At 39.8% G+C, this 25,244-nt stretch carries 22 protein-coding genes; 6 read left to right on the top strand and 16 right to left on the bottom strand.

Annotated elements, in window-relative coordinates; all coding sequences use genetic code 11:
* Positions 1 to 48 precede the first annotated feature (48 nt).
* Positions 49 to 906 (bottom strand): selenium cofactor biosynthesis protein YqeC, encoded by an 858-nt coding sequence (gene yqeC / locus N3A72_05675; GenBank protein ID MCX7919091.1) that lies wholly within the window; start codon positions 904 to 906, stop codon positions 49 to 51.
* 213 nt (positions 907 to 1,119) lie between these two features.
* Here yqeC and N3A72_05670 point away from each other — a divergent pair, with 213 nt between their 5' ends.
* From N3A72_05670 to N3A72_05655, 4 genes are all read left to right on the top strand, one after another.
* Positions 1,120 to 1,665, top strand: coding sequence for a hypothetical protein (locus N3A72_05670; protein MCX7919090.1), 546 nt, complete (start codon positions 1,120 to 1,122; stop codon positions 1,663 to 1,665).
* 160 nt (positions 1,666 to 1,825) lie between these two features.
* Entirely contained in the window at positions 1,826 to 2,719 is an 894-nt protein-coding gene (gene hisG / locus N3A72_05665) for an ATP phosphoribosyltransferase (GenBank protein ID MCX7919089.1), read from the top strand.
* Between the two features lie 53 nt (positions 2,720 to 2,772).
* Positions 2,773 to 4,542 (top strand): VCBS repeat-containing protein, encoded by a 1,770-nt coding sequence (locus N3A72_05660; GenBank protein MCX7919088.1) that lies wholly within the window; start codon positions 2,773 to 2,775, stop codon positions 4,540 to 4,542.
* A 44-nt stretch (positions 4,543 to 4,586) separates the two neighbouring features.
* Positions 4,587 to 5,432 (top strand): lysophospholipid acyltransferase family protein, encoded by an 846-nt coding sequence (locus N3A72_05655; protein ID MCX7919087.1) that lies wholly within the window; start codon positions 4,587 to 4,589, stop codon positions 5,430 to 5,432.
* A gap of 84 nt (positions 5,433 to 5,516) precedes the next feature.
* Here the strand turns inward: N3A72_05655 and amrS are convergent, their stop codons facing one another.
* The 6 genes from amrS to N3A72_05625 form a co-directional block, all read right to left on the bottom strand.
* On the bottom strand, positions 5,517 to 6,506 hold the full coding sequence (amrS, locus tag N3A72_05650) for an AmmeMemoRadiSam system radical SAM enzyme (protein ID MCX7919086.1): 990 nt from the start codon (positions 6,504 to 6,506) through the stop codon (positions 5,517 to 5,519).
* A gap of 87 nt (positions 6,507 to 6,593) precedes the next feature.
* Positions 6,594 to 6,923 carry a thioredoxin gene (trxA, locus tag N3A72_05645; protein MCX7919085.1) on the bottom strand — a complete coding sequence of 110 codons (330 nt, stop codon included), beginning with the start codon at positions 6,921 to 6,923 and terminating at the stop codon, positions 6,594 to 6,596.
* A gap of 84 nt (positions 6,924 to 7,007) precedes the next feature.
* Entirely contained in the window at positions 7,008 to 8,177 is a 1,170-nt protein-coding gene (locus tag N3A72_05640) for an alkaline phosphatase (protein ID MCX7919084.1), read from the bottom strand.
* The gene (locus N3A72_05635; protein MCX7919083.1) at positions 8,161 to 9,210 is read right to left on the bottom strand and encodes a dipeptide epimerase; all 1,050 of its coding nucleotides are present in this window, start codon (positions 9,208 to 9,210) and stop codon (positions 8,161 to 8,163) included. The genes N3A72_05640 and N3A72_05635 overlap by 17 nt, the downstream gene beginning before the upstream one ends.
* Positions 9,211 to 9,307: 97 nt before the next feature.
* Complete coding sequence (gene mazG / locus N3A72_05630) at positions 9,308 to 10,132, bottom strand: nucleoside triphosphate pyrophosphohydrolase (protein MCX7919082.1); 825 nt, start codon at positions 10,130 to 10,132, stop codon at positions 9,308 to 9,310.
* A 53-nt stretch (positions 10,133 to 10,185) separates the two neighbouring features.
* A complete protein-coding gene (locus N3A72_05625; protein MCX7919081.1) occupies positions 10,186 to 10,311 on the bottom strand; it encodes a hypothetical protein in 126 nt (41 codons plus the stop codon).
* A gap of 23 nt (positions 10,312 to 10,334) precedes the next feature.
* On the opposite strand from N3A72_05625, the gene N3A72_05620 reads away from it, so the two are divergent.
* Entirely contained in the window at positions 10,335 to 10,727 is a 393-nt protein-coding gene (locus N3A72_05620; GenBank protein ID MCX7919080.1) for a hypothetical protein, read from the top strand.
* A 98-nt stretch (positions 10,728 to 10,825) separates the two neighbouring features.
* Here N3A72_05620 and N3A72_05615 read toward each other — a convergent pair whose 3' ends face one another.
* From N3A72_05615 to gyrB, 8 genes are all read right to left on the bottom strand, one after another.
* Positions 10,826 to 11,611: an ABC-2 family transporter protein gene (locus N3A72_05615; protein MCX7919079.1), complete on the bottom strand. Its 786-nt coding sequence runs from the start codon at positions 11,609 to 11,611 to the stop codon at positions 10,826 to 10,828.
* A gap of 77 nt (positions 11,612 to 11,688) precedes the next feature.
* A complete protein-coding gene (locus N3A72_05610) occupies positions 11,689 to 12,495 on the bottom strand; it encodes an ABC-2 family transporter protein (protein ID MCX7919078.1) in 807 nt (268 codons plus the stop codon).
* Between the two features lie 75 nt (positions 12,496 to 12,570).
* Entirely contained in the window at positions 12,571 to 13,587 is a 1,017-nt protein-coding gene (locus tag N3A72_05605; protein MCX7919077.1) for an ABC transporter ATP-binding protein, read from the bottom strand.
* A 154-nt stretch (positions 13,588 to 13,741) separates the two neighbouring features.
* Entirely contained in the window at positions 13,742 to 14,983 is a 1,242-nt protein-coding gene (locus N3A72_05600) for a glucose-1-phosphate adenylyltransferase (protein MCX7919076.1), read from the bottom strand.
* 85 nt (positions 14,984 to 15,068) lie between these two features.
* Positions 15,069 to 16,328, bottom strand: coding sequence for a glucose-1-phosphate adenylyltransferase subunit GlgD (gene glgD / locus N3A72_05595; protein ID MCX7919075.1), 1,260 nt, complete (start codon positions 16,326 to 16,328; stop codon positions 15,069 to 15,071).
* A gap of 84 nt (positions 16,329 to 16,412) precedes the next feature.
* Positions 16,413 to 17,561 carry an HD domain-containing protein gene (locus N3A72_05590; GenBank protein ID MCX7919074.1) on the bottom strand — a complete coding sequence of 383 codons (1,149 nt, stop codon included), beginning with the start codon at positions 17,559 to 17,561 and terminating at the stop codon, positions 16,413 to 16,415.
* Positions 17,562 to 17,800: 239 nt separating this feature from the next.
* A complete protein-coding gene (gene gyrA, locus N3A72_05585) occupies positions 17,801 to 20,266 on the bottom strand; it encodes a DNA gyrase subunit A (GenBank protein ID MCX7919073.1) in 2,466 nt (821 codons plus the stop codon).
* 83 nt (positions 20,267 to 20,349) lie between these two features.
* A complete protein-coding gene (gene gyrB, locus N3A72_05580) occupies positions 20,350 to 22,839 on the bottom strand; it encodes a DNA topoisomerase (ATP-hydrolyzing) subunit B (GenBank protein ID MCX7919072.1) in 2,490 nt (829 codons plus the stop codon).
* Positions 22,840 to 23,363: 524 nt separating this feature from the next.
* Here gyrB and N3A72_05575 point away from each other — a divergent pair.
* Positions 23,364 to 23,588: a hypothetical protein gene (locus N3A72_05575; GenBank protein MCX7919071.1), complete on the top strand. Its 225-nt coding sequence runs from the start codon at positions 23,364 to 23,366 to the stop codon at positions 23,586 to 23,588.
* 422 nt (positions 23,589 to 24,010) lie between these two features.
* On the opposite strand, the gene N3A72_05570 is transcribed toward N3A72_05575, so the two are convergent.
* Positions 24,011 to 25,237 carry a radical SAM protein gene (locus N3A72_05570; GenBank protein ID MCX7919070.1) on the bottom strand — a complete coding sequence of 409 codons (1,227 nt, stop codon included), beginning with the start codon at positions 25,235 to 25,237 and terminating at the stop codon, positions 24,011 to 24,013.
* Positions 25,238 to 25,244 lie beyond the last annotated feature (7 nt).

The following is a 25,244-nucleotide window of genomic DNA, read 5'->3' as shown; positions in this document are numbered from 1 at the left end:
CGATTAGTTAATCGCAACGTTCGCTAATGAATATGATTTCTTTTTGGCTTAGCGGTTAGTTTTTGATTGAACGACGATAAATTTATGATGTTCATCTAATAATGAACCTATAACAATCTGATTAATTCTTCTAGGCGATTGATTATTGAGTTCAGCGCAGAAATCAACTAGGTTCTTGGAATTCCTTTCTACCTCCACTTTATTGATAAAAACGGTTAATGTGCATTTTGTTGGAACTCGAGAGATATACCCGCCGGGTAGACATAATGCATCAATGATGTGCGCAATTGAGATGTTCGAATTCAATTGAGCATGAATTAGGTTAGCGAGGAGTTTCGCTCGATGGACATACCGTTCATTCAACGGCTTTCCCAAAACATCCCACCCAATTACCAGAATACACAATGTAGTCGATCGAGGAATAACGGGTTCAATGTGAGATTTCAGATTTAAAATTGCAGATTTTGGTTTCGAGTTTTGGATTACGGATTGCGGATTTTCCAAGCGATACGCTTTAAGCGATTTTCCTCTGGCACCATCTGCTTCAATCAGCAGATAATCCGGCTGTAACTGATTAACGAGTTTATCTATTACCGAAGGTTTGAATCCGACAAGTTTATCTTCCTGATTTCTGCCAGCAGTAAGGGTTATATGCCGTTCTTTATTAATCAGCCCGTTTATAAACCGGATTTTATCAGCGGTGATTTTCGATACCTCGATTAAACAAGGCGATTGTTCTGGTTCTGGGGGATATATTTTAGTGGTAGTCGTTGTTATCACCGTATGTTTGCGTGTAACCAATTCTTTTGCTAAGCGATACATCAGAGTAGTTTTACCCCCGGTTCCGATAATGCTTACCACAGCGGGTTTTGTTAATCCGAGAGTACTTAATAGGTTTAGTTTCATATCCGCTTACATACCAACCGATGATTCTCAATAGTATCTGGTTACTTTCTCCATTATAGCATAAACTATTTCAATGCTGACTGCTATCATATTTGAATCCTACCTTGGTATAATTTATATGCTTTTATTGAAGAATTGATACCAGAGAGGAACAAGAGCGGCTTTAACCCGCTCTTGTTCCTCTCCGTATTATATTCGACACCAGGAGAGATTATGAAACGGACGAGAAGCACCGATTTACCTTACGTCGGGTTACGCATCCCGCTGAAGAAGTTTCAGCAGATGGTTGAAGACCGATTTAATCAACGAATTCGAAAGATAGAACTTGATTCTGCGAAAACGAAACAGGTTAAGACGGCATTACACTCTGCGTTTGTCGAAATTATGGCAGAGAAATTTGCGGTTGATGGAAACATCGAACTCATACAGTTTCCATTAGGCGCTTTATCCGCCAGTGGGAAATTTTCGGAGAAAGATGCCGGAACCATTGTGTATGTTCCGGGGACGAAAAAACATAAACCATATACTCGGAGATGGGTTATTCCGCCGAATCCGCAAACTGCAAAACAGCAGGAGCATCGAGCATTATTTAACCAGGTTATGCACCAGTGGAAGAATGAATCGGATGAGATTAAGGCAATATGGAATCAGAAAGCAAAAAAATTCCCACCGTTAACCGGACAGAATCTCTACGTTAAAAAATGGTTTGAACTCGGTAAGAGTACTGGGACTTATCCGGGCTTGGGGTTTAGATTATAACCATTAGGTAACATTTTTACAGGAGGTTTCCTTCCCCAGGCTTACTTCCCAGTCTGGTAAAGGGTTCGATTGTCTGCTACAATAGTTGCATTAAATTCAAAGTACCAAATTCAAATTAGAAAACCTTAACGTATCAATCTGTTGGTTAGGAGAAAAATCTATGAAACGATTAGAGAAAAAAGATAATGTATTACGGCTGGGGTTGCCGAAAGGGAGTTTAGAAGAATCAACGTTCACGATGTTTCGGAACGCAGGGTATAAAATAACGAAAACTGCGCGATCCTATTTCCCGAATATAGACGACCCGGAAATGGAAGCTATCCTGATACGTGCGCAGGAAATGGCGCGATATGTTGAAGAAGGGGTACTTGATGTCGGATTAACCGGGAAAGATTGGATAGTAGAATCGAATGCGAAGGTTAAAGAAGTCTGTGAATTGGTCTACGCGAAAGGTGGATTGCGTCCAGTTCGATGGGTTTTAGCGGTTCCGGTCGATTCACCGATAAAATCGGTTAAAGATTTGGAAGGAAAACGTATTGCAACCGAAGTGGTGAATATAACCAAGAAATATCTGGCGAAATCAGGAGTTAAAGCGGAAGTCGAGTTCTCTTGGGGTGCAACTGAAGTTAAACCGCCACGGTTAGTTGATGCGATTGTTGAACTAACTGAAACCGGGTCATCGTTAGCGGCGAATAATCTCCGGATCGTTGAAACTGTCCTAGAATCAACGACACGATTAATCGCTAACTTCGATTCCTGGCAGAACCAATGGAAACGGAATAAAATCGAGAATCTGGCGATGCTCTTGCAAGGAGCGTTGGTTGCAGAAGAAATGGTTGGACTAAAAATGAATGTTAACAAGAAGAATCTAGAGAACGTTCTTGCTATTCTCCCAGCACTGAAGAAGCCGACTATTGCACCGTTAACCGACCCTGATTGGGTTGATGTCGAAACGATTATCGAAGAACGGATTGCGCGGAGTCTTATCCCGCAACTTAAACGCGCCGGTGCCCAGGGGATAATTGAATATCCACTGAATAAAGTGATTTATTAAACTCATTTCAGAACGCAAAATTAGCATTGTAAATTTTTAATTTAACATTCCAGATGCTTTCGTTCTTTCGTTTTTTCGTGAAACTGTTTTTCATTATTGCTCTCGGTCAACTTGCTGGCGCGCAGGACTTTGACCTTCCGGGATTGGTGACTGAACTGGAAACGCGAATTCAGCAAGAACTAGGCACAGCTGTCGGTAGCGTTTATGAGGTTCGTAAAGATACGATTTATCTCTTTTTTCTCGACCCATCGAAAATAACTCTTCGTTCGCGATTCTATATCTATTCCGCTGCGGATACCGCAAGTCCGCTGACCCCAACCGCAGAATTGGAAATAACCCGACTATCTCGGCAGTTCCCAGCAGGGAGAATTAGTCGTATGTTCAAACCGTATCCAATTCGGAAAGGTGACCGAGTCGTCAGCGGACCGGAAAAAGTTGCGGTGATTAGTCTTGGCGAGGAGGGTAGAATCCAGTTGATTAGCGAAATGCTAGCAGGGCAGTTGACCGCTTCCGGTAGATATACTGCTACGGCATCAGTTGAATTAAGCGGGTTATGGCAGAAACGAATTAATCAACTTTATTCAACTGCAACGGATACCGCTACGTTAGCGTCGCTTACTCTTGATACCGTCGTTGCGCAGCAGATATTCCGTGAAACCGACTATGCAACGATTTTAGTCGGGCATTGGGAACATGAAGCAGCAAGCAGCCGAATCGTTTATCAGATATATCGGTATGGCGGAATTATTCATCCACCGGTTATGTTAACACTTGATAAAAATATTCCGTTATATCAATTATTATTTCCTGCAGTTCAGCGATTAGTCCCGCCGAAACCAGAACCGTTGGTCACAGATGATACTACCGCTCAGAGAATAGAACCGCTGCCGGTAGTTGTAGAAAATACTTCGTCAGAACCGAGTTTATTGCAATTGTTCGACCGGATTCCGTTCAATGAACAGATTTTCGGACTTACTGCCGGGGATATTGATAAAGATAATCAGGCAGAGGTAGTGTTATTTACCGCAGATAAAATGAGGTTGTTTAAATGGAATAACGAAACTCTGCAGGAGAAATATACCCTACCGTTTGGAGTGAATCTACCTACTGCGCGAGTGCGAGATTGGATTCGGCAGGCAACAATTATTGAGTTATGGCAGGCAGTAAGTATTCATCATTCCGGAATGACTAAAAGTGAAGTCTATGAATGGAATAGTAATCGGCTTAAGCTGTTAACTCGCCTTGACCATTTAGCGCTTCGAACCTTACGTTCTCCGGATGGGAAAACGGTTGTAGTTACAGCGGATTTATCTCCGTTATCGAATATGTATAGCGGTGAAACAATATATGTAATGAATATTGATGTTGACGGTACGGTTAATACTCAAACTTATTCAGTTCCAGTAAACTTTTATACCATTGCTGGCGTTTATTCTCCTGATAGTGAATCGCCGCTATGGTTTTTAATTAATGAAGACTATCAACTCCAAGCATATACCGATACGTTTAACCTGATTTGGACAAGTGCTACAACGCACGGCAACAGTTTATCCGTTTTTCGCAGCCGAGATACCGTCGCGAACGTTCAAATTGTTTGTTCATCTTCATCAGTTTATGGAGAAAATGACACTGTATATATGTATACCTGGAATAATGGAATTCCACAACTAAAATTAACGTATCCGATTTCTGGGAGTATTACCCACTTGGCAACAGGCGATATTAACGGTGATGGAACCACTGAACTAATTATCGCTGTCGATAATTTTGAATCTGGCACAATCAAGTCAACGATATTCATTTTCCAACTTAACAATTCCTAAAATTCTGAACAAACCTATAACTGCAAAGATGCCTCGAAAAATCTATGCTTTATTTTTGGTATAGTATAGCTATCTTTATCACCTTGCGACTTCCATTGAAACTCTGTTATCAAATAGCAACGCTTCTCGCATATCTCTGCTATTTATTTAATTTCAGATTACGCCGCATTATCCGGCAACATCAGCAGTTCCTGCTACAAGCAACAAAACAGAACCTAAATATTAATACCTTAACGAGGAATACCATAGTTAATTTTTTTAAATATCTTGTTGATTTCTTCCGAGTACCGAAATTAACGCAAGAATATATTCGTTTACATATTCCGATTTATGGCAAAGAATATTTGGATAATGCCATTGCTGAAGGGAAACGTATCATTTTCCTAAGCGGTCATTTTGGGAATTGGGAATTAGGCGCGATTGTCGTTGCAAAACTCGGGTATCGAATGACGGTAATTGCGCTAGACCATCCAGACAAACGCGTGAATAAATTATTTTTATACCGGCGAAAATTAGCCGGTATAAAGGTGTTTTCTCCAAATCTCACTGGTGTCCGTGAATGTTATAGAGCGTTGGAAGCAAAACGGTTAGTAGGATTAATCGGCGATTTAGAGTTCGGTCCCGGCGGAATAGAACTTGAATGGTTCGGAGAAAAAGTTCGTGTTCCTAAAGGACCAGCTATGCTTGCACGCAGAACCGATGCGGTAGTTATTCCTGCAGTTATGATCCGGCAACCGAATGATAAACTAGAAATCCACCTTGACCCACCAATAGAATCGCAGAAAACTGATAATCCGGAGGCAGATATTGTCGCGAATACGAAAGCATATTTAACCGCATTAGGAAAATATATCGAACGATATCCAGACCAGTGGTACCGGTTCCGATGAAGCAATATCACATGTTAAAACTCAAATGTCAAATTTAGAAACATTGAAAATTATGCAATGCTCATTTTACATTACATATTGAGTTTATAAAACAATATCTACCTGCCGACTGCATCTGCTACATCTTTTGTCCTTAATCCCTATGATACTCGTCCAATATCCTTCTCGTTTAATTAAGAGATTATGGCAAGCTGGGCAGAACGTACTATCCGATTCTGGGTCATGAACATTCCCTAGAAAAACATATTTCAATTTCTGGAGTGCGATTTGTCGCGCTTTTTTCAGGGTAGCTATAGGTGTGGGTGATACCTCACATTGATATTGCGGAAAATACCGTGAAAAATGGAGCGGGATAGTATCGTTTAATTTCGCTATCCAATCAACCATAGCAATTAGCTCTTGCTCATTATCATTCAACGTTGGGATAAGTAAGGTGGTTAATTCCACGTGTACGTTGGCTTTGATTGCTAGTTCTATTGTCTGAAGAACAGCGTCTAATGTTCCACCGCAGTATTTTTTATAGAACTCTGCTGAAAATGATTTTAAATCTATGTTCATCGCATCGATGTAAGGTAAAAGCTGTTGCAGTGGTTCTGCATTAATATATCCGTTGGTAACCACAACATTAACCAGCCCCTTTTCTTTGGCTAACTTTGCCGTGTCATAGACATATTCAAACCAAATTAATGGTTCGTTATAGGTATATGAGATACCGATTGACCCTTGCCGGCTACCCAGTGTTACGGCAGTTTCGGGTGGAACTGTATGGGTTGGTCCATCGTGTTCTTGGGAAATAGTCCAGTTTTGGCACCATGGACAACGGAAGTTACAGCCATAGGTTCCCATAGACAAAATCTGGGAACCAGGATAGAAATGGTATAACGGTTTCTTTTCAATCGGGTCGAGTGAGACTGAAGAAGCTCGGGCATACATCAGCGCATAAAGTTTCCCATCAATATTTTTCCGGATTCCGCAAATTCCGCTTTTGTTCGGTGCTATCATGCAGTGATGCGGACAAAGCTGACATTGAACCCTGTTATGATCAAGCGAGATATATTCGCGAGCTTCAACCATAAGACAACCATGCTGACAAATAAATGTGTAAGTGTTTATAAATGGAGAATCCGTTTAACTTTGCTTCCATCCATTTGAATCTTTATCTTATACCAACAACGCATCAAGTTTTTTTCTGATTTCTTTTTCTGGAGCAGCACCAACTATCATATCTACCTGCTTACCATTTTTAAATGCGATTAATGTTGGAATAGAATGAATCCCGAATTTGCTAGGAATATTTGGATTATTATCAACGTTTAATTTGCCGATTTTGATTTTTCCAGCATATTCTGTAGCTAATTTCTCTAAGGTTGGTGCAATCATTCTGCACGGACCACACCATTCTGCCCAGAAATCAACGAGTACCGGAATGGATGATTGAATTACTTCAGAATCGAAATTCGTATCAGTAATTTCTACTGTTGCTCCTGCCATAAAATAATTCCTCCTTATAATTTTGCATTATTCGAATGTGAGCGAATGCCCCCAATTTCATTCGATTCCTTCGCAGTAATTCGTTCAATTTGTTCTCTCTTTAATTATTTCACGGATATTTTTTCCAATATCAGTATTATCGAGTACGCCAGTAAACCGTTCTGCCGCTGGTCCGTAAGCGAACACAGCAACCATGTTTCCTGTATGACTCTTAGTTGCCCAACTGCTTTTCAATCCTTTATCTTTATCCGATAACACCGATAATCCACCGGTGTCATGGTCAGCGGTAACGATGACTAATGTATCTTTCCGAGACTTAGCAAATTCGAGCGCTTTTCCCACTGCGGTATCGAAATCCTGCATTTCCTTAATTAGTCCATCTTGGTCATTTCCGTGCGCTTTCCAATCAATTTGTCCGCCTTCAGCCATTAAGAAAAAACCTTTTGGAAAACGGGATAATATAAAAATCGCACGTTCAACCATATTAGCCAACGATGGCTCTTGTTCAGCTCCAATAAATGCTTCTCCAGCAAATAAACCTAGAATACGACCGCTAGTTGCGGTTGATAACTGCAACTTAGTACTGATAAGACTATATCCTTTTTTTTCCGCATCTTGCAGCAAATTCACGGTATCACTTCGTTTACCACCTAATTCGGTTTCAGGAATAAAATAATTCATGCCACCACCGAACAGAACTTCAATGTTTTTATCTAGCATCTGAACTGCAATTTCAGATAAACTCGCTCGACTAGATTGATGTGCGGCAAAAACTGCTGGGGTAGCATGAACGATTTGAACCGTAGTAACTAATCCGGTCGCTTTCCCCTGTTCTTCCGCGAGTTCAAGCACCGTTTTTATTGGTTGTCCATCAGAGCTAACGCTGACTTTACCATTATCGGTTTTTTGCCCGGTAGCTAATGCGGTTCCAGAAGCTGCGGAATCGGTAACGATATCGTCTGCCGCATGGGTTTTTACCAGACCGACGTAGGGAAATCTATCCAAATTTAACTTACCGTCAGCACCGACAAGCGCGACTCGCGCTAGGGTAATTTGGCCGATACCCATACCATCGCCAATTAGAAGAATGATGTTTTTCGCTTGCGCAATAGGTTCTGTTTTTACCGAAAAACTAGAAGAATAGGTTACGCTAACGATAATTATCCCGATTAATAATGAGACGAAGATTTTCCGATATTTAAGATATCCAATAAACCAGGTAAAGCCGATAGGAAATTTATATAACTTTAACATCTGATTTTACCCCCATATGATTTTGGTTACTTCGCAGATGGACACCGAGTCCTGGTGCGTCCGGCAACCGAATCCAACCATGTTCAAGTTTCATTCCGATATATGGGTCATCAGCGAGCAGTATCGCACCATCTAAATCTGCATAATCGACTAACGGCGAAATATGCGCAGCTGCAGTTACTGCAACTGAACTTTCGAGCATACATCCGAGCATAACTTGCAATCCATGTGCGCGGGCGGTATGAATGGTTCGTAGTGCTTCCCGAATCCCGCCGCACTTCATCAGTTTAATATTAATTCCATGACATTGTCCGATAACTTTCGGGACATCGCTACTTTCGCGGACACTTTCGTCAAGGATAATTGGCAATTTTGATTTCTGAAATACTTTCTTCAAATCTTCGGCTGCGGTCGGTGGTAACGGCTGTTCAACAAATTCGATATTCAGTTCCGCTAATGCGTCAATATACTTTAATGCTTCTTTCGCATCATGCCATCCGCCATTTGCATCCACACGGAATGTATGTTTCGGTAACGCTTCCCGCATTTTCCGCATCACATTTAAATCATCCGGTCCGCCAAGTTTGATTTTTAATAGCGGGAACTGTTTTGCAGCTTTAACCGCTTGTTCAACCATCGTTTCAGTTTTATCAATACCGATAGTGAACGTGCTTTGCGGTGCCCGTTTTCGATTCAAGCCGAAGAGAAGATATAACGGTTTTCCGAGTTTTTTGCCGATTAAATCGTGAAGCGCAATATCCACTGCTGCACGGAGAACCCGGCTACTTGTTATTCGCGATACCCGGCGCATGATTTCCTCAATCTCAAACGGCTCATCGCCAAGCTGGCTGATAACATCTGCCATTTCACCGAACCGAGTATCGAGCGTATCCCCGAAATAAGGGCAGGGTGATGCTTCACCAATCCCTTCATCTAATTCCAGAAATAAATTGCGAACAACCGTTTTCGTTTCTCGCGATATCCGAAACGGGACTACTGGATGCATCTCGCGTATCTGATAATGGACTTTCATATTATAAAACCCCTTTCAATTAGTATTATCCGCAGATTGCTCAGATTATACTGTTTATGAACTTAATTGCTCATTGCTCATGGTACATTGAATATTTTTAGTTTCTTTTTCTTCGTAGCGACGTAGACTTCCTTTTTCCGTTCTTCAACTCGGTCTTTTTTGCTTCTTCCCAAAATTTATCGAGTTGTTCTAAAGTAAATTCATCGAATTTTTTCCCTGAACGGGCAACTTTCTTTTCGATATATGCAAACCGGTGGATAAATTTATCCACCGTTCGATGCAAGGTTTGTTCCGGGTCAGCTTTCATGAACCGAGCAACGTTAACTAGAGCGAAAAATAGGTCGCCCAGTTCTTCCTGTGCTCGGTCGAGTTGGTTATGAGAGATCGATGCTTTAAACTCAGCTAGTTCTTCTTCAACTTTTGCTAATGCTGGTTCGATATGTTCCCAATCGAATCCGACTCGAGAAACCCGGTCTTGTACCCGATGCGCTTTAATCAGCGCCGGCAGATTTTTAGGTAGCCCTTCAAAAATAGACTGTTGCGAGTTCCCTTTTTCTTTCCGTTTAATTCGTTCCCAGTTCTGGAGAACCGCTTCCGCTGTTTTTAAAGTTTTCTTACCGAAAACATGCGGATGCCGGTTCACCATCTTCTGATAGGCATACCGAAGAACATCGTAAATATCGAACAGCTTTTTTTCTTTTGCGATTCGCGCTAAGAATAAGGTTTGAAATAATAAATCGCCTAGTTCTTCTTTCAGTATATTCTGGTCAGGGTTATCAATCGCTTCAACCACCTCATACGCTTCTTCAATAATATATGGTTTTAAAGAAGCTGCGGTCTGTTCGCGATCCCAAGGACATCCGCCAGGTTCACGCAGTTTATCCATCAATTCAACGAGTTTATCGAAATCAGATTTCGGCATAAAAACGTTTGTAATAGAAAACACAGAAAGTAATTTTGACAATCTAACTTAAACTACAATGCTACCTCTGTCAAGCGGAGAAAAATAATAGAAAAGTTCAACACCACATGGATAGAATCAAGGCGAACAATTTGACCGAGAGTATCGTTACTATCTATAATGAGTTCATATCGTTTCATAGCTAATACCAGAGGGTTACGTTATGACCCAAGATGAACAGCATCTGAATATTTTATCTGTATTCCATTATATTGTCGGTGGGTTAGTGATATTATTTTCTTGTATATTTCTCATTTATGTTGGAGTAGGACTAGTCTTTTTACTGGGGGAATTTGAAACTAGAGATGTACCACTAACATTTTTAGGCTGGTTTTTCTTATTTTTTGGTTTATCGTTAATTTTAGCCGGATGGACGCTCGCTATTCTAATGTTCATTAACGCAAGGAAACTTAAACAACGCAAATCGTGGATGTTCTGTATGGTAATCGCTGGAATTGAATGTATCTTTACGCCGTTCGGAACCATCCTCGGCGTGTTAACGATTATCGTTTTAATGCGGGATTCGGTTAAAGCACTATTCGCAGCGAATAAATAAATTCTTAATCGCAAAGCGCAAGATGATTTTGTTACACTACGTATGTATGAACTAGGTATTTGGTTGCGGTTTACTTTTAAGGCAGGTTTAGCCCTTAGTTAGCTACTGGCGCTTCGATAGTCTTTAACCGCGAAACTCCAGAATCGGTGGCTGGCGTACAGAAGAATTAATCCCGCAATTAAACCATAGAGAACCAACCAGCCGGATAATGCGTTCAGAATTGCTTTAACAGGAAAATTAACGATAACTAGCATGGGGAATACAAACGTTAGAATAAGTTTTAGGAGCCCACGATATATTTCAGCTGGTTGCCGTGCGAAATTCGTTGATTGATAGTATACCGAAATCATGCCTTCCCCGCGAATCGTCCAGAAGCTAATGGTCATTAGAATAAACATTATTGCATAATAAATCATCATTCCGTTGATAATTAATAAGAGATAGAGCAGCATGTTAGATAGGCTGAAGGTATAGGGTAAGTTAAGCAAAGAATATCCGACGACAATAAATCCGATGAAAATATTTGTGATTGCACCTAAATCAATAAACCGAGTTGAAATGAGGAATTGAGCGTTAATTGGTTTAATTAGAGCAAAATCGAGGTTACCAGTTCGGATGCTTTCCGGCAATTCGATACAATTGACAAAGAACAGTCCTTCAAACGCTTGACTAATGATATGACTTGTTCCGAAAAGAAGTAACATTTCAAATTTTGTCCATCCTGCAAGAACTTCAACATGCGAAAATAATACTTCTACAAACACAATATATAATCCTAACCAGACAATTTCCGTTAGTATCCGAATAACGAAATTCCCGCGGAACATCATCTCACGAATTAAACAATTCCGAAAGAAACTTAAATATAATTTGAAATATTTCATGGTAGTTATAAAATCTAAAATTCAACAATCAAATAAATTGTTTAAACCCAATCGTATGAATTTCCCCGAAGCAAACCCTATCCTCCGGCTGCGGAATATCGTTTCAAGCCAAGATGCCAAAGAGATTTTGCTAAAAGATACATCGCAATTACCCAAACAATCTGAATCGAAATCGCGCGAATAATTTCGGGCATAGTGAATTTGCCCATGTACATCGAAACGGGAAAAAATGTTTGATAATAAAATGGGAGATAGGTAGTGATGGTATAAATTGGTTTAGGTAATAGATCCAATGGGAATAACCCGCCGGATAATAAATATTGTAAACCATAAAAAATAAAAAATAATGTCGAAACTTCTAGCATCCAGAAAGAGATTAATCCGATACAAAATGAAAGCAAAAAATTCATTAATAAGGTTAGCAGAAGTGAACCGATAAATAACCCTAGTATCACCAAGTTTACTGGCAAAGGAAAATAACGACGGAAGAAAAATAATCCGACCACAAGCGGGATGGTAATCACGGCTATGTACACCATTTTATTTGATATAACCATACTTAACCGATATCCTAAATAACTCACTGGGCGAATCAAATATTTATTCAATTGCCCATTTCTGATTTCCTCACTAATCTGGAAATCTTGCCACCAGTTTCCAACCACATTTCCGGCAATCATCGCCATAATATAATATCCAATCATATTCTTCAAGGTATAATCCGCAATGGTAGCCGTAGCATTTTTCCCTTCGTATGCTGCTGACCAAAGCAAAATTGTGGTTATCAAAGGAACGAATTGGAATATTGTTTGAATAAAAAAGTTATATCGGTAAACAAAACTATTTTGCATTCCGACTTCAATTACTTTAATATATTTTTTCATTGGATAAAAAAGTTTAGTCGGAGTGAACATAGTTAAAACGAATAATTATTTTTTACGTTTTAGACTTAACGTATTCTATGGTGACGCTGGAATGGAATCCGTCGGATCTCTTATTGTTTTATCTCCAGATAGAACCGAACGGATGATATCTTCGATCGGTTCTTCTTCGATATCAATATCATTAATTTCAAATTGGCTGAGTAACTGTGCGGAAACTCGTGTAGTATCAGTTCGTTTGATTTTCATAATCGCGCGAGAATCATGGATTTGTACAATTTCACCGAACGGTTCAAGTTCTTCTTTCGTTATCCTATAAGCGAAATCAATCGTTACCAATTTATAATCCGCAACTTGATTAACAATTGTTTCTAATGCACCATCGAAAATAATCCGACCGTGGTCAATGATAATCACTCGGTGGCAAAGTTCCTGGATATCTCCTATATAGTGACTGGTAAGGATAATCGTCGTTTTTTTCCTTCGATTATAATCACGGACAAAATCGCGAACCTTCTTTTGTGAAATAACATCTAATCCTATAGTCGGTTCATCTAGAAATAAGACTTTTGGCGAATGGAGTAATGCAGCGATTAATTCTAGTTTCATTCGTTCTCCTAAAGACAGTTCGCGAACCGGAACCTTCAATTTCTCTTTAACCTCAAGCATCGTTACCAGTTCGTCTAATAACGAATGATATTCGTTGTTCGTGATTCCATAGATTTCTTTATTAACCAAAAACGATTCTATTGCCGGTAGATCCCACCATAATTGGTTTTTATTCCCCATAACCAGGGAGAACTGACGGCGATACGAATTATGTCGCTCCCACGGAATATATCCAAGAACGCGAGCGGTGCCTCCTGTTGGATATAGGAGTCCGGAGAGCATTTTGAGGGTAGTCGTTTTTCCAGCGCCGTTCGGTCCAATAAAACCGACCAATTCACCTTCTTCAATCTGAAAACTAATCTGTTTAACCGCTTCAATAGTTTGATAGTTTCGCGAAACCAAACTTTTTAACGAATTCCATAACCCCGGTTCTTTTTTATGTACTCGAAATGTTTTATAGAGTTGGTTTACTTCAATAATCGCCATTTTTGAATACCAATATCAAATTTATAGGTTACTGATATCGAAGTTGAAGCCCGAATTCGAATTGTTACCATATTAGATTGCAACAGTAAGATTGCGTTAAAGTAGCTTAATGGTTATGAGATATTTTTGCGCTTGACAATTAGTTTTTGGAGGTCTACCTATGATGAATCACGGTACCTGATTCAATATTGCGGTTAGGAAAATCCGCTTCCTGAACCTTTGCGTCGATTATGCATCCGCGTCCTATACGGGTCGAAGCCGGAATCTGCGCTGCTTTACCAACAATGGTTATTCCCGAATTTGGAGTATTTGCAATTTCACCATACCCGATATAGCTATTTTCTCCAATTTCGACGAGTTTATCGATTATGCAACGGTCAATGATAGTATGTGGTTTGATTTTAGTATCAGTCATAATAATCGAATCTTTAACCACCACATCCGGTTCGATAATTACACCGGAGAATAATATCGAGTTTTCGACATACCCGCTAATCACACATCCATTTGCAACGAGACTTCGTCTGACTGTTGCTGTGCTATTGAGTTTAACGGGCGGTCGTTCTTCACTTTTAGTATGGATGACCCAATCTGGATCATCAAGGTCAAGTAATGGCGGTGTGGTTAACAAATCCATGTTTGCCTCATAATACGAAGCAACGGTTCCGACATCACGCCAATACCCTTGAAATTCAAAACCAAATACTCGATGGTGATGAATTAATTTATGGATAATATTTTTTCCGAAATCATGATCGCTAGATTCATCTTGAGCATCGTTAGTTACCGCATCGATTAATAATTCTTTTTGAAACAAATATACTCCCATCGATGCGAGGTTACTTTTCGGATTCGCAGGTTTCTCTTCAAAATCAATAATCCGTTTTTGTGCATCGAGTTGCATTATACCGAACCGTGATGCTTCTTGCATAGGAACGGGGATAACCGCAATGGTTAATTCTGCAGAATGTTCCCGATGAAAATCGAGCATTTTCGTGTAATCCATTTTATAAATATGGTCACCGGAAAGGACAAAAACCCATTGGCATTTTTTCCCTTCTAAAAAAGATAAATTTTGATATACTGCATCTGCAGTACCGGAGTACCACTCAGCATGTTTCTGCCCAAGGTACGGTTGTAAAATGGTTATCCCACCATCCATACGGTCTAAGTCCCACGGTCGACCGATTTCAATATGTTCATAGAGTGACCTCGGTCGATATTGAGTTAATAGACCGATATCAACAATTCCGGAATTAACACAATTACTTAACGTAAAGTCAATCAGTCGATATTTTCCGCCAAACGGAACTGCAGGTTTTGCTCGTTCTTCAGATAGAATGGATAGCCGGTTTCCTTGACCACCGGCTAAAATCATAGCTACTATCTGGCGCATAACATTAATTTATTTGTCGTTAGAGGTGAAAGAAATAGCCTTCTTACCGCTCTAACTGCATAATAGTATGTAATCAGCAATATCGTTATTTTTGATACTTGATATATGAATGGTTCGGAATAACTAAATTTGTGAAAAAATCACTCGGAATATCAGGGTCAAGTAGACATCCTCGACCAATGTGCATTCGTGATGGGATTTGGACACCTTTCCCAATCACCGTAATATATTGTTCTAATTGTTGCCGGTCATAAGGTTGCGGTTGGATATCGTTTCCGCCGATAACACTATCGGCACCAATCCAGATATCTTTATCTAAAATCGCATAATCAATAGTCGCATTCTCGTTTATCATGGTTCGATGCATGACCACCGAGTTGGTTACGCGAGCATGACGTGCAACATGTACCCCAGGAAAAAGAATCGAATGTTCTACATATCCATCAATCACGCAACCATTGGCGACAAGGCTGTTGAGCACGGTAGCGTTGGAATGAAATCGCACCGGCGGTTTTCGTTCTGAAGTAGTATGAATAATCCAGCTAGGATTATATAAAACCGTTCGGTCTGATGCGTCAAGTAAATCCATGTTTGCCTGCCAGTAATCTGCGTTTGCCCCGATATCTTTCCAATATCCTGAAAACCGATATGCATACACGAGCCGTTGTTGAATTAGTTCTATAAGAATATGGAAAACAATATCATACCGTTCATTCTTTCCAATATCATTCAATTTTTCTAACAGCATGTCGGTGTTAAATAAATATATTCCCATTGAAGCGAGGTTGGATTTCGTATATTGCGGTTTCTCTTCGAAATGAACGACCCGGTCGCGACTATCAACTTGAACAATACCTAATCGTTTCGCATCAGACTCCGATACTTCCGTAATAGCAATGGTGACCGGCGCATTTTTCTGCTGATGGAATTCGAGCATTTTCCGGTAGTCCATTTTATATATATGGTCACCAGAAAGAACAAGGATAAAATTTGGATTCTTTTGAGTAATGAAATCGAGATTCTGATACAACGCATCAGCGGTTCCACGATACCAACCAGTTTCTTCAGTTCGACCAAGATACGGTTGCAGAATTCTAACTCCGCCAACCTGACGGTCTAAATCCCACGGTTTTCCTGCTTTAATATGTTCCGCAAGCGACTTCGGCGCATATTGCGCAAGAATCCCAATGTCATATATACCCGAATTAACACAATTGCTAAGTACAAAATCAATGATTCGGTATTTCCCACCGAATGGAATCGCTGATTTCGCTCGTTTTCGGGAAAGAATATCTTGCGGAGAACTTTTCCCTCCGGCTAATATCATCGCTAATGTAGTTTGCATACTGTACCTAAAGAGTTTGTAGATACTCCGCTAAGAACGTAGATTCCTATAATTAATGCCTATCAATGGATATCTAAGCAAACATTAAACAGGGGCTAATAATTCCTCTTTTTCCTTTACCCGATTTCGAATAGTCGACAGATACGCTTTTTCAAATGCCTGTGCAACTTTTGGGTCGAACTGGGTACCGCTTTCTTTTAAAATAATTTGCATCGCTTCATCACCAGATTTACTTCGCCGATACGGTCGCGTTGAAGTTAATGCATCGAACGTATCACAAATAGCAATAATTCGAGCCCCGAGCGGAATTTTATCCTTTTTTATTTTTTCCGGATATCCTCGACCATCATATCGTTCCTGATGATACCGAATCATATCAATTTTATCGGCAAGAAAAGCCGCACCACTTAATATTTTTGCGCCAATACTCGGATGCTGTTCAATCATCGCTCGTTCTCCATCAGTTAAGGTATCTGGTTTCCAGAGCACACTATCGCTAATCCCGATTTTCCCTATATCATGGAGCAACGCAGCTATCCGAATCGCTTCAATAGTCATTTCCGGAAGATTGAGCTGTTTTGCAGTTTCTACCGCATACTCGGAAACCCGTTGGGAATGCCCTTTCGTATATCGGTCTTTCGCTTCGATTGCCCCAATAAGCGTTTGTACCGTTGCAAGATATGATTGCTTCAATTCCTCATACAGATGAGCATTCTGTAATGCGATAGCTATCTGGTCAGCGAGCGCTGATAAAATCGCTTGGTCTTGTAACGTAAATTCCTTTCCATCCTTTTTATTGATCACCTCTAAACAACCGATACATTTATCTTTCCGTTTCAATGGAACACAAATGATTGACTTTGTTTCAAACCCACTTTTACTATCAAACGAAGGATTAAAATATTTCGATTTTGCTACATTTGGAACTAATAGTGGTTTCCCGGTTTTCGCTACCCAACCCGCGATGCCCTGTCCCAATTTAAGGGTTACTCCCTGGATTAATTCGCCTTTTTTCCCACGAGCGGTTTTTGCATAGAGTTCTGTTCCGGTAGGTGAAATGACAAATAACGAACTCGCTTCCGCATTCAATAATGACTTCGACATATCCATAACCATGGCAAAGATTTCTTCTTCATGTAAGGTTGAATTTAAGACGTTACTGCATTGTAATAATGTTTCTAAAATGGAAATCGTTTCTTTCCGTTTATCTTTTACTAGGGTCTGTTTTGGCATATATTCCCCATAATATTTGCTATTGAATGGTCATGTTAATCTATATTTAAATTATATTTGCTGTTAAATCCCCTAAATTAGTTTACTATAACAGCAGAGTTTTTGCATTAAAAAAGTTTTGGTCACGATTCAAAATTCAAAACGATGACCATGTTAGAACGAATACCACCAATAAAAAAAGCGAATTAAGAATTGCATTCTCAATTCGCTTACATTTGGAAACTTCAATGATGATAAGGTTATAGTTTCGCTGCAGCAGGTTCGGGTTCTCCGTTTTCATTTTCTTTTTCTCCGAGTCGAGCTACGGCAGCGACTTTATCCCCTTCTTCCAATCGGATTAATCGAACCCCTTTTGTATTTCGCGAAATTGACCGAATTTCAGATATCGGACATTGGATAACCATACCTTTGCTGGTGATAAGCATCATTTTATCCGAATCAATAACTTCTTTGATTCCAACCACCATTCCATTACGTTCATCAGTTTTAATATTTATCACTCCTTTGCCGCCACGACTCTGAATGCGATATTCACTAATTTCAGTTCGTTTACCATACCCATTTTCACAAACGGTTAATAAGGTTCCGCCTTCTTGGACAATTTCCATACCGATAACAATATCATCTTTTTCTAATCGGATTCCGCGAACCCCTTGTGCGGTTCTGCCCATGGGACGAACATCTGTTTCTGGAAAGCGAATCGCCTTACCTTGTTTGGTTCCAATGAGAATCTGCTGATGTCCATTAGTTAATTTCGCTTCTACCAATTTATCGCCGGGTTCGAGTGATACCGCGATAATCCCGCCTTTTCTCGGATTACTGAATGCCGCAAGCTCGGTTTTTTTAATGATTCCTTGTTCAGTTACCATAACGATATAATGTTCTGAATCGAACTCTCGAACCGGGATGCCCGCAGTGATTTTTTCTTCCGGTGAAATTTCAAGCAAGTTCACGATCGCTTTCCCTTTTGCAGCTCGACCACCTTGCGGGATTTCGTATACTTTCAACCAATGCACTTTACCTTTATCCGTAAAGAAGAGAATGTAGTCATGCGTTGACGCTATGAAAAGCTGCTCAACGAAATCTTCTTCTTTTGTTTCCATTCCCGTTACTCCGACTCCACCACGCCGTTGCGTATGGTAGGTTGACGGTGATATCCGTTTAATATATCCCCCGTGCGTAATGGTTACGACCATATTCTCTTCAGCAATTAAATCTTCCATTTCAAAATCACCTTCTGCATCCACAATTTGGGTTCGCCGTTTATCTCCATGTTTCTCTTTAACTTCACGCAATTCTTTTTTAATAATATCTAAGACCATTTTCGGGTTCCGCAATATTGAATTTAAATATTCAATCGTTTTGATCAACTCACGATATTCATCGTCAATTTTCTGCCGTTCAAGCCCAGTTAGTTGTTGTAACCGCATCGCTAATATCGCTAACGCTTGCGTTTCCGTTAATCCGAATTTTGTCATAAGCCCATCGCGAGCTTCCTCCGGCGTTTTCGATGCTCGGATAAGGTTAATTACCGCATCTAGATGGTCAAGCGCAATTTTTAGTCCTTCTAAGATATGCGCTCGATCTTGCGCTTTACGCAACTCGAATTTCGTTCTTCGCGTAACCACTTCTTTCCGATGCTCAATAAATAATAAGAGCATTTTGGGCAGCGATAAATATCGTGGACTGCCATCAACCAGAGCGAGATTGATAATACCAAAAGAATCCTGTAACTGGGTATGTTTGTATAACTGATTCAGCACCACTTGCGGAATCGCATCTTTTTTTAACTCAATAACAATGCGCATTCCTTCTCGATCCGATTCATCGCGCAAATCGGAAATCCCTTCAATCTTTTTTTCTCGGACTAAACTCGCAATGGATTCAATCAAATTCGCTTTATTCACTTGATAGGGGATTTCATTTACAACAATCTGGGTTTTCCCGCCCTTTAACGTTTCAATCATCGCTTGCGCGCGGATAACAATTTTTCCTTTGCCCGTGCGGTATGCTTCGATAATACCTTCTCGACCGAGAATCTGTGCGCCGGTCGGAAAATCAGGACCAGGAAGAACCTGCATAATTTCTTCTAAGCTCGCTTCTGGTTTATCAATCAGAAGAATTAAAGCGTCAACAACTTCATTGAGGTTATGTGGTGGAATGTTGGTTGCCATACCGACGGCTATTCCAGATGACCCATTGATGAGGAGATTCGGAATCCGGCATGGTAACACGGTAGGTTCGGTCGTAGATTCATCAAAATTCGGAACAAAATTAACCGTATCTTTATCAATATCTACAAGCATCTCTTCCGCAATAGCAGATAATCGTGCTTCGGTATACCGATATGCAGCTGGTGGGTCGCCGTCAATTGAACCAAAGTTCCCTTGACCATCAATTAACGGGTACCGGCAGGCGAAATCTTGCGCGAATCGAACTAACGCATCGTAGATTGCCATTTCCCCATGGGGATGAAATAACTTAATCGTATCACCAACAATAGCGGCACATTTTTTATAAGGTTTATTTGACATCATCCCCTGCAGATACATATCATAGATAATCCGACGATGGACCGGTTTCAATCCGTCGCGTACCTCCGGTAACGCACGACCGACAATAACACTCATTGCGTAGTCGATATACGACTTCTTCATTTCATCTTCAATATGTACTGAAACAACTCGTTCTCGTTGGTCAAACATAGTTCAGTTAAAAACGAAAAGAATGAAAGAAAATATCGATTTTCTGTTCTTTCATTGGTTCGTTTCTCCGTGGTATAGGTTATTTAAATATCGAGATTGCGAACTTCCGGAGCATGCTCTTGAATAAATTTCCGTCGTGGTTCAACTTGGTCACCCATTAATACACTGAAAATCTTTTCTGCTTCAACTGCATCTTCCATTTTCACCTTGAGAATCGTTCGCGTTTCTGGATTCATCGTGGTTTCCCAGAGCTGGTCAGCGTTCATTTCACCTAGCCCTTTATATCGAGTTATGGTTAAACCACGTCGTCCGATTTCTTTCACTTTATCTAAAATTTCTTTAACGCTATATAACAGATACTGTTTTCCGTTATCGTCAATACGGAATAATGGTTTAGCATCTTGGGGTTTTTCTGAAAGTTCATATACCGTTAACGGAATTTCTTTTTTCTCCAACCGTTTAATCACCACATCAAGTTCACGCGCTTCAGCAAATTCAGTTACCGTATATTTAGGCAGTGCGAGTTCTACCCCGGGTTGTTCCTCCTTCTTTGCATCAAAAAGACTAGGCTGGATTTCTTGTTCCTCAAGTTGTTCCATGAGTTTAATATATTCTTTTTCATCGTAAATATAATTAACCTCATCGCCAATCATGACCTTATATAACGGCAACCGACCAGTTTTCTTTTCTCTTAAATCAAGATACTCTTGTAATGTTAGTCCTTTCCGATTTAACACTTGCGCAATTTTTTCTAATTCTAGTAAATCGTCTAGCAGTTTCCGGAATACCGCAGGATCAACCGGTGTTTCTTTCTTTCCATTCAGTTTGTAAAGTTCGACATCATCAGAACCTAAATCAATTAAATATTTTGCTAATTCTTCTTCCTTTTCGATATACTGCTCTTTCTTTCCCCGTTTAACTTTATACAATGGCGGTTGCGCAATATAAATATATCCCTGTTCGATGAGTTTCGGCATTTGCCGATAGAAAAAGGTTAATAGGAGTGTACGAATGTGTGCGCCATCAACATCCGCATCCGTCATAATGATAATTTTATGATACCGTAATTTCGAAATATCAAAATCTTCTTCACCGATACCAGTTCCCGTTGCAGTAATCATCGTTCGAATCTCCTCATTTGAGAGCACCTTATCTAACCGTGCTTTTTCTACATTAATAATTTTCCCTCGTAACGGTAGGATAGCTTGAAATCGGCGGTCTCGTCCTTGTTTTGCGGTTCCCCCAGCGGAATCACCTTCCACCAGGTATAATTCGCATAATTCTGGTTGCCGTTCTGAACAATCCGCAAGTTTACCGGGGAGAGAACTAACATCAAGCGCTCCTTTTCGTCGTGCGAGTAGTTTTGCTTTTCGTGCTGCTTCTCGCGCCTGTGCCGCATTAATAGCTTTCGCGCAAATTCGACGCGCTATGCCTGGATTCTCTTCAAAGAACTCGGTTAACCCTTCATACACAATCGAATCAACGATTCCTTTTATTTCTGAATTTCCGAGTTTCGTTTTCGTCTGTCCTTCGAACTGGGGATTCGTGATTTTTAAACTTATCACCGCAGTGAGTCCTTCGCGAACATCTTCACCTTGCAAGCTTGGTTCATCTTTTTTCAGGAGATTATTCTTGAACGCATAATCGTTGACGCAGCGGGTCAATGCGGTTCGGAATCCAGTAAGATGGGTTCCACCTTCAGAAGTATTGATCGTATTCGCATAGGAAAATACATTCTCAGTATAAGAATCGTTATACTGGACTGCAATTTCAATTTCAACTCGGTCTAATTTATCGCCGTTGGTAAACTCTTTATCTTTCTGGAAATAAATCGGTTTATCGTGGAGAACTTCTTTCCCTTCATTAAGATATTCAACGAACTCTTTAATTCCGCGACTATACTTAAATTCTTCTTTTCGATTCGTCCGCTGGTCTTCCAACGTGATTTTGACATTTGCATTCAGAAACGCTAATTCCCGCAAGCGATTTGCGAGAATATCACTATTATATTCTAACACTTCGAAAATATCGGGGTCGGGTTTAAAGGTAACTTTGGTACCATGTTTTTTACTTTTTCCAATTTGTTCCAACGGACAGACCGGTTTCCCACGTTCGTAGCGCTGAAAATAAACGCCACCATCACGTTTTACTTCAACTTCCAACCACTCAGACAGCGCATTAACCACAGAAACACCAACTCCATGCAATCCACCGGAAACTTTATATATCTGGCCATCGAATTTCCCACCAGCATGTAACATCGTTAATACAACTTCAACCGCTGATTTCTTTTTATGTACCGGATGCATACCCACCGGTATCCCACGCCCATTATCGATAACAGTTATACTATTATCTACATGGACGAAAACATTAATTTCATCACAGAATCCAGCAAGCGCTTCATCAATACTATTATCAACAACTTCATATACTAAATGATGGAGACCAGGACTGCCCGTGCTACCGATATACATCGCTGGTCGTTTTCGTACCGCTTCGAGCCCTTCAAGAACTTGAATTTTCGATGCATCATACACGACATTATTATTTGTTTGATGGTTATTCGCCAAAACGTATCACTCCCTTTTATTTTTCATTCAAATCAAACGAAATTTTGACTAACAAACTTATGGGATAAAATTATCATCATTACTTTCTTTAAAATAATTTTTTTTCAATTATTTAAGGTAATTAACTTGACTTATTTCTGATAAAAAAATAACAGATTTACATTTTGTGTACTTTTTTGTAACGTAAACAATTTAACTCTAATAAAATCATAGATTTATATTAATTATTTTACCATAAATATTCTACCATACATTTGCTTTATTGTCAACGGCTTAAATTTAATATTTACAATAATTTTAGTTTATTATGAACCCCGATAAATTCAGAAAATTTTTATAGTATATAGTTTTGATACGGAGTGAATGGAGTAAATACGGAATTGTTCCGTTCAATTCCGTTTTCGCTCCGTTAAAAATACAAAGAAAATGGTTAATTTATTTGAACAGTGTTATGCGTTAAAAAATTTAATTCAACTTGATTAATAACATAAAAAGGTTTACAATAAAAGCATAATTTTAAAACTATGATAAAAAATACTAAAATGTGGGAACAATTTAGACGGGCAGAAATTCGCAAAGAAAAAGTTGATATTAGGAGAAATTTTCAGATTGTTAATGCATTGTATCAAGAAGCAAAATCGCTTGGAATCCTTCCGGTTAAGGATCCGCTTGAAGGGCTAGAAATAAAAATTAAAATTGCAAAGGTGGTTAATAGTGTTCGACAAACTCATTCAAAGAATAGTCACTGAATTAAATCGACATAATATGCCATATATGGTCATCGGGGGACAAGCGGTGTTAATTTATGGCGAACCTCGGTTGACGAAGGATATTGATATTACATTAGGAAATTGATATTGATTTTATTTTTTCTTTTTCTCCGTATGAGCATCAAGCAATACAGCGAGCGCGATCGATTAAAATTGGTAAAGTAAACGTTAAATTTGCAACGCTTGAAGATGTTATTATCCATAAAATTATTGCTGGAAGACCGCGAGATATTGAAGATATTAAATCGATCATTCTAAAGAATCCACAGTATAATTCCGCTTATATTTTGCTATGGTTAAATAAATTTGCTTCTTCGCTACATGTGGTTCATGGTCTACACTATTAAAAAAAATAATTCTGAATAAAGAAAGATAACATGCGGTGTTTTTAGGAAAATAGATTAATGCGTTACTTTATGCAACCACAGGCGGGTATAGAAATATCCGCGGAAGAGATATTTAAGTGAATTCATCATCATTTCTTTCGTGCGGAAGCTGAAGGTTTTCTGGGTGACAAAATATCTACCTTCAACCGGTAACAGCACCAAACTCACATGAACATTCGGCGCAATTCCAATCGGCACATTCTTTTCAATACATGCTTCATACATTCTCCGAAATACTGGAACCATAGCATCGGTATCCGGTGGATTCCAATCTTGCAGTTTTGTCCCGACACAAGGTCGAAAAATACAAATGGTCGGAAATGCGCCATGGTCGGTTATCCATTCAATTGCAGCGAGCGTATCTTCAACCGGTTCTAATCCAGCGATAATCTCTCCGGAAACCGCACCTGGTTTGAATATTTTCGCGCAATATTCAATGGCGTCAAGATACCGCTTTTTTCCGATAACCGTAGCTTTCCCTGGGCAGAGTTCGTTCAAGATTGTATCGTTCCATAATTCGAAACAGAACGAAACGTGGTCAACCCCCATATCCCGAAGTTTATTATATCGGGTTAAATCCGGTGCAGGCGGAGTTTGCACTCCAACCAATAATCCGGTTTTTTTCTTAACCGGGGTGATATAAGGTTCTAATTCATCCAGTTCGATTTTCGGGCATAACCCGACCTGATAGGTTCCGGTATTAAAGTGAACGAACGTGATTTTCTCTTCTTCATGTGCGGCAAGAACAGTTTCTAGAACATCCTGTACTGATTTCTCTGCTGAATCCTGTACTCCGAGATTTAGTCCGACTGAACAGAATTTGCAGTTTATATCTTCTTTCCAATACCCGCAGGTTTCTGTTGGATATATTCCGAGATACGTTCCTTGCATCACCCCAATTGATGACATGATTTTTCCGCTACTCGTTTTCATATCATAAAATTTCGGTCGTTTCGGCAGACGAATTTGACATACAAATTGTCCATCGCGATATATCGCATATTGTCCATTTTCTTTCTTGAGTACGTAAGGGGTATGAGCAACAAAATGTTCTTCTAACGGAATGTTGGTATAAAGGTTATCCGGCAAGATAGCTTCGAGCCCGCTACCCAACCCTGCTCGGGTTCGGAGCACAGTTCGGGCATCTTTTTCCAGTTCACAACTTGCATCTATTTTAATTCCTCGACAATATAAATCGAGTTTTAGATATCCAGGATTAAGTTTACCGTTCTCAAATAACATAATTGAA

Source organism: bacterium (assembly GCA_026416715.1).
Taxonomy (GTDB): Bacteria; UBP4; UBA4092; order JAOAEQ01; family JAOAEQ01; genus JAOAEQ01.
This window is presented reverse-complemented; position numbering and strand designations above follow the sequence as displayed.

Bases quoted from the DNA above. Each gene is read 5' to 3' on its own strand.
- mazG (MCX7919082.1), bottom strand. From the start codon at position 10,132: ATGCCGAAATCTGATTTCGATAAACTCGTTGAATTGATGGATAAACTG.
- N3A72_05610 (MCX7919078.1), bottom strand. From the start codon at position 12,495: ATGAAAAAATATATTAAAGTAATTGAAGTCGGAATGCAAAATAGTTTT.
- N3A72_05635 (MCX7919083.1), bottom strand. From the start codon at position 9,210: ATGAAAGTCCATTATCAGATACGCGAGATGCATCCAGTAGTCCCGTTT.
- N3A72_05615 (MCX7919079.1), bottom strand. From the start codon at position 11,611: ATGAAATATTTCAAATTATATTTAAGTTTCTTTCGGAATTGTTTAATT.
- glgD (MCX7919075.1), bottom strand. From the start codon at position 16,328: ATGCAAACTACATTAGCGATGATATTAGCCGGAGGGAAAAGTTCTCCG.
- yqeC (MCX7919091.1), bottom strand. From the start codon at position 906: ATGAAACTAAACCTATTAAGTACTCTCGGATTAACAAAACCCGCTGTG.
- amrS (MCX7919086.1), bottom strand. From the start codon at position 6,506: ATGGTTGAAGCTCGCGAATATATCTCGCTTGATCATAACAGGGTTCAA.
- N3A72_05600 (MCX7919076.1), bottom strand. From the start codon at position 14,983: ATGCGCCAGATAGTAGCTATGATTTTAGCCGGTGGTCAAGGAAACCGG.
- N3A72_05575 (MCX7919071.1), top strand. From the start codon at position 23,364: ATGATAAAAAATACTAAAATGTGGGAACAATTTAGACGGGCAGAAATT.
- N3A72_05640 (MCX7919084.1), bottom strand. From the start codon at position 8,177: ATGTTAAAGTTATATAAATTTCCTATCGGCTTTACCTGGTTTATTGGA.
- N3A72_05590 (MCX7919074.1), bottom strand. From the start codon at position 17,561: ATGCCAAAACAGACCCTAGTAAAAGATAAACGGAAAGAAACGATTTCC.
- N3A72_05570 (MCX7919070.1), bottom strand. From the start codon at position 25,237: ATGTTATTTGAGAACGGTAAACTTAATCCTGGATATCTAAAACTCGAT.
- N3A72_05660 (MCX7919088.1), top strand. From the start codon at position 2,773: ATGCTTTCGTTCTTTCGTTTTTTCGTGAAACTGTTTTTCATTATTGCT.
- hisG (MCX7919089.1), top strand. From the start codon at position 1,826: ATGAAACGATTAGAGAAAAAAGATAATGTATTACGGCTGGGGTTGCCG.
- N3A72_05625 (MCX7919081.1), bottom strand. From the start codon at position 10,311: ATGAAACGATATGAACTCATTATAGATAGTAACGATACTCTCGGTCAA.
- trxA (MCX7919085.1), bottom strand. From the start codon at position 6,923: ATGGCAGGAGCAACAGTAGAAATTACTGATACGAATTTCGATTCTGAA.
- N3A72_05655 (MCX7919087.1), top strand. From the start codon at position 4,587: ATGCTTTATTTTTGGTATAGTATAGCTATCTTTATCACCTTGCGACTT.
- gyrA (MCX7919073.1), bottom strand. From the start codon at position 20,266: ATGTTTGACCAACGAGAACGAGTTGTTTCAGTACATATTGAAGATGAA.
- N3A72_05605 (MCX7919077.1), bottom strand. From the start codon at position 13,587: ATGGCGATTATTGAAGTAAACCAACTCTATAAAACATTTCGAGTACAT.
- N3A72_05620 (MCX7919080.1), top strand. From the start codon at position 10,335: ATGACCCAAGATGAACAGCATCTGAATATTTTATCTGTATTCCATTAT.
- N3A72_05670 (MCX7919090.1), top strand. From the start codon at position 1,120: ATGAAACGGACGAGAAGCACCGATTTACCTTACGTCGGGTTACGCATC.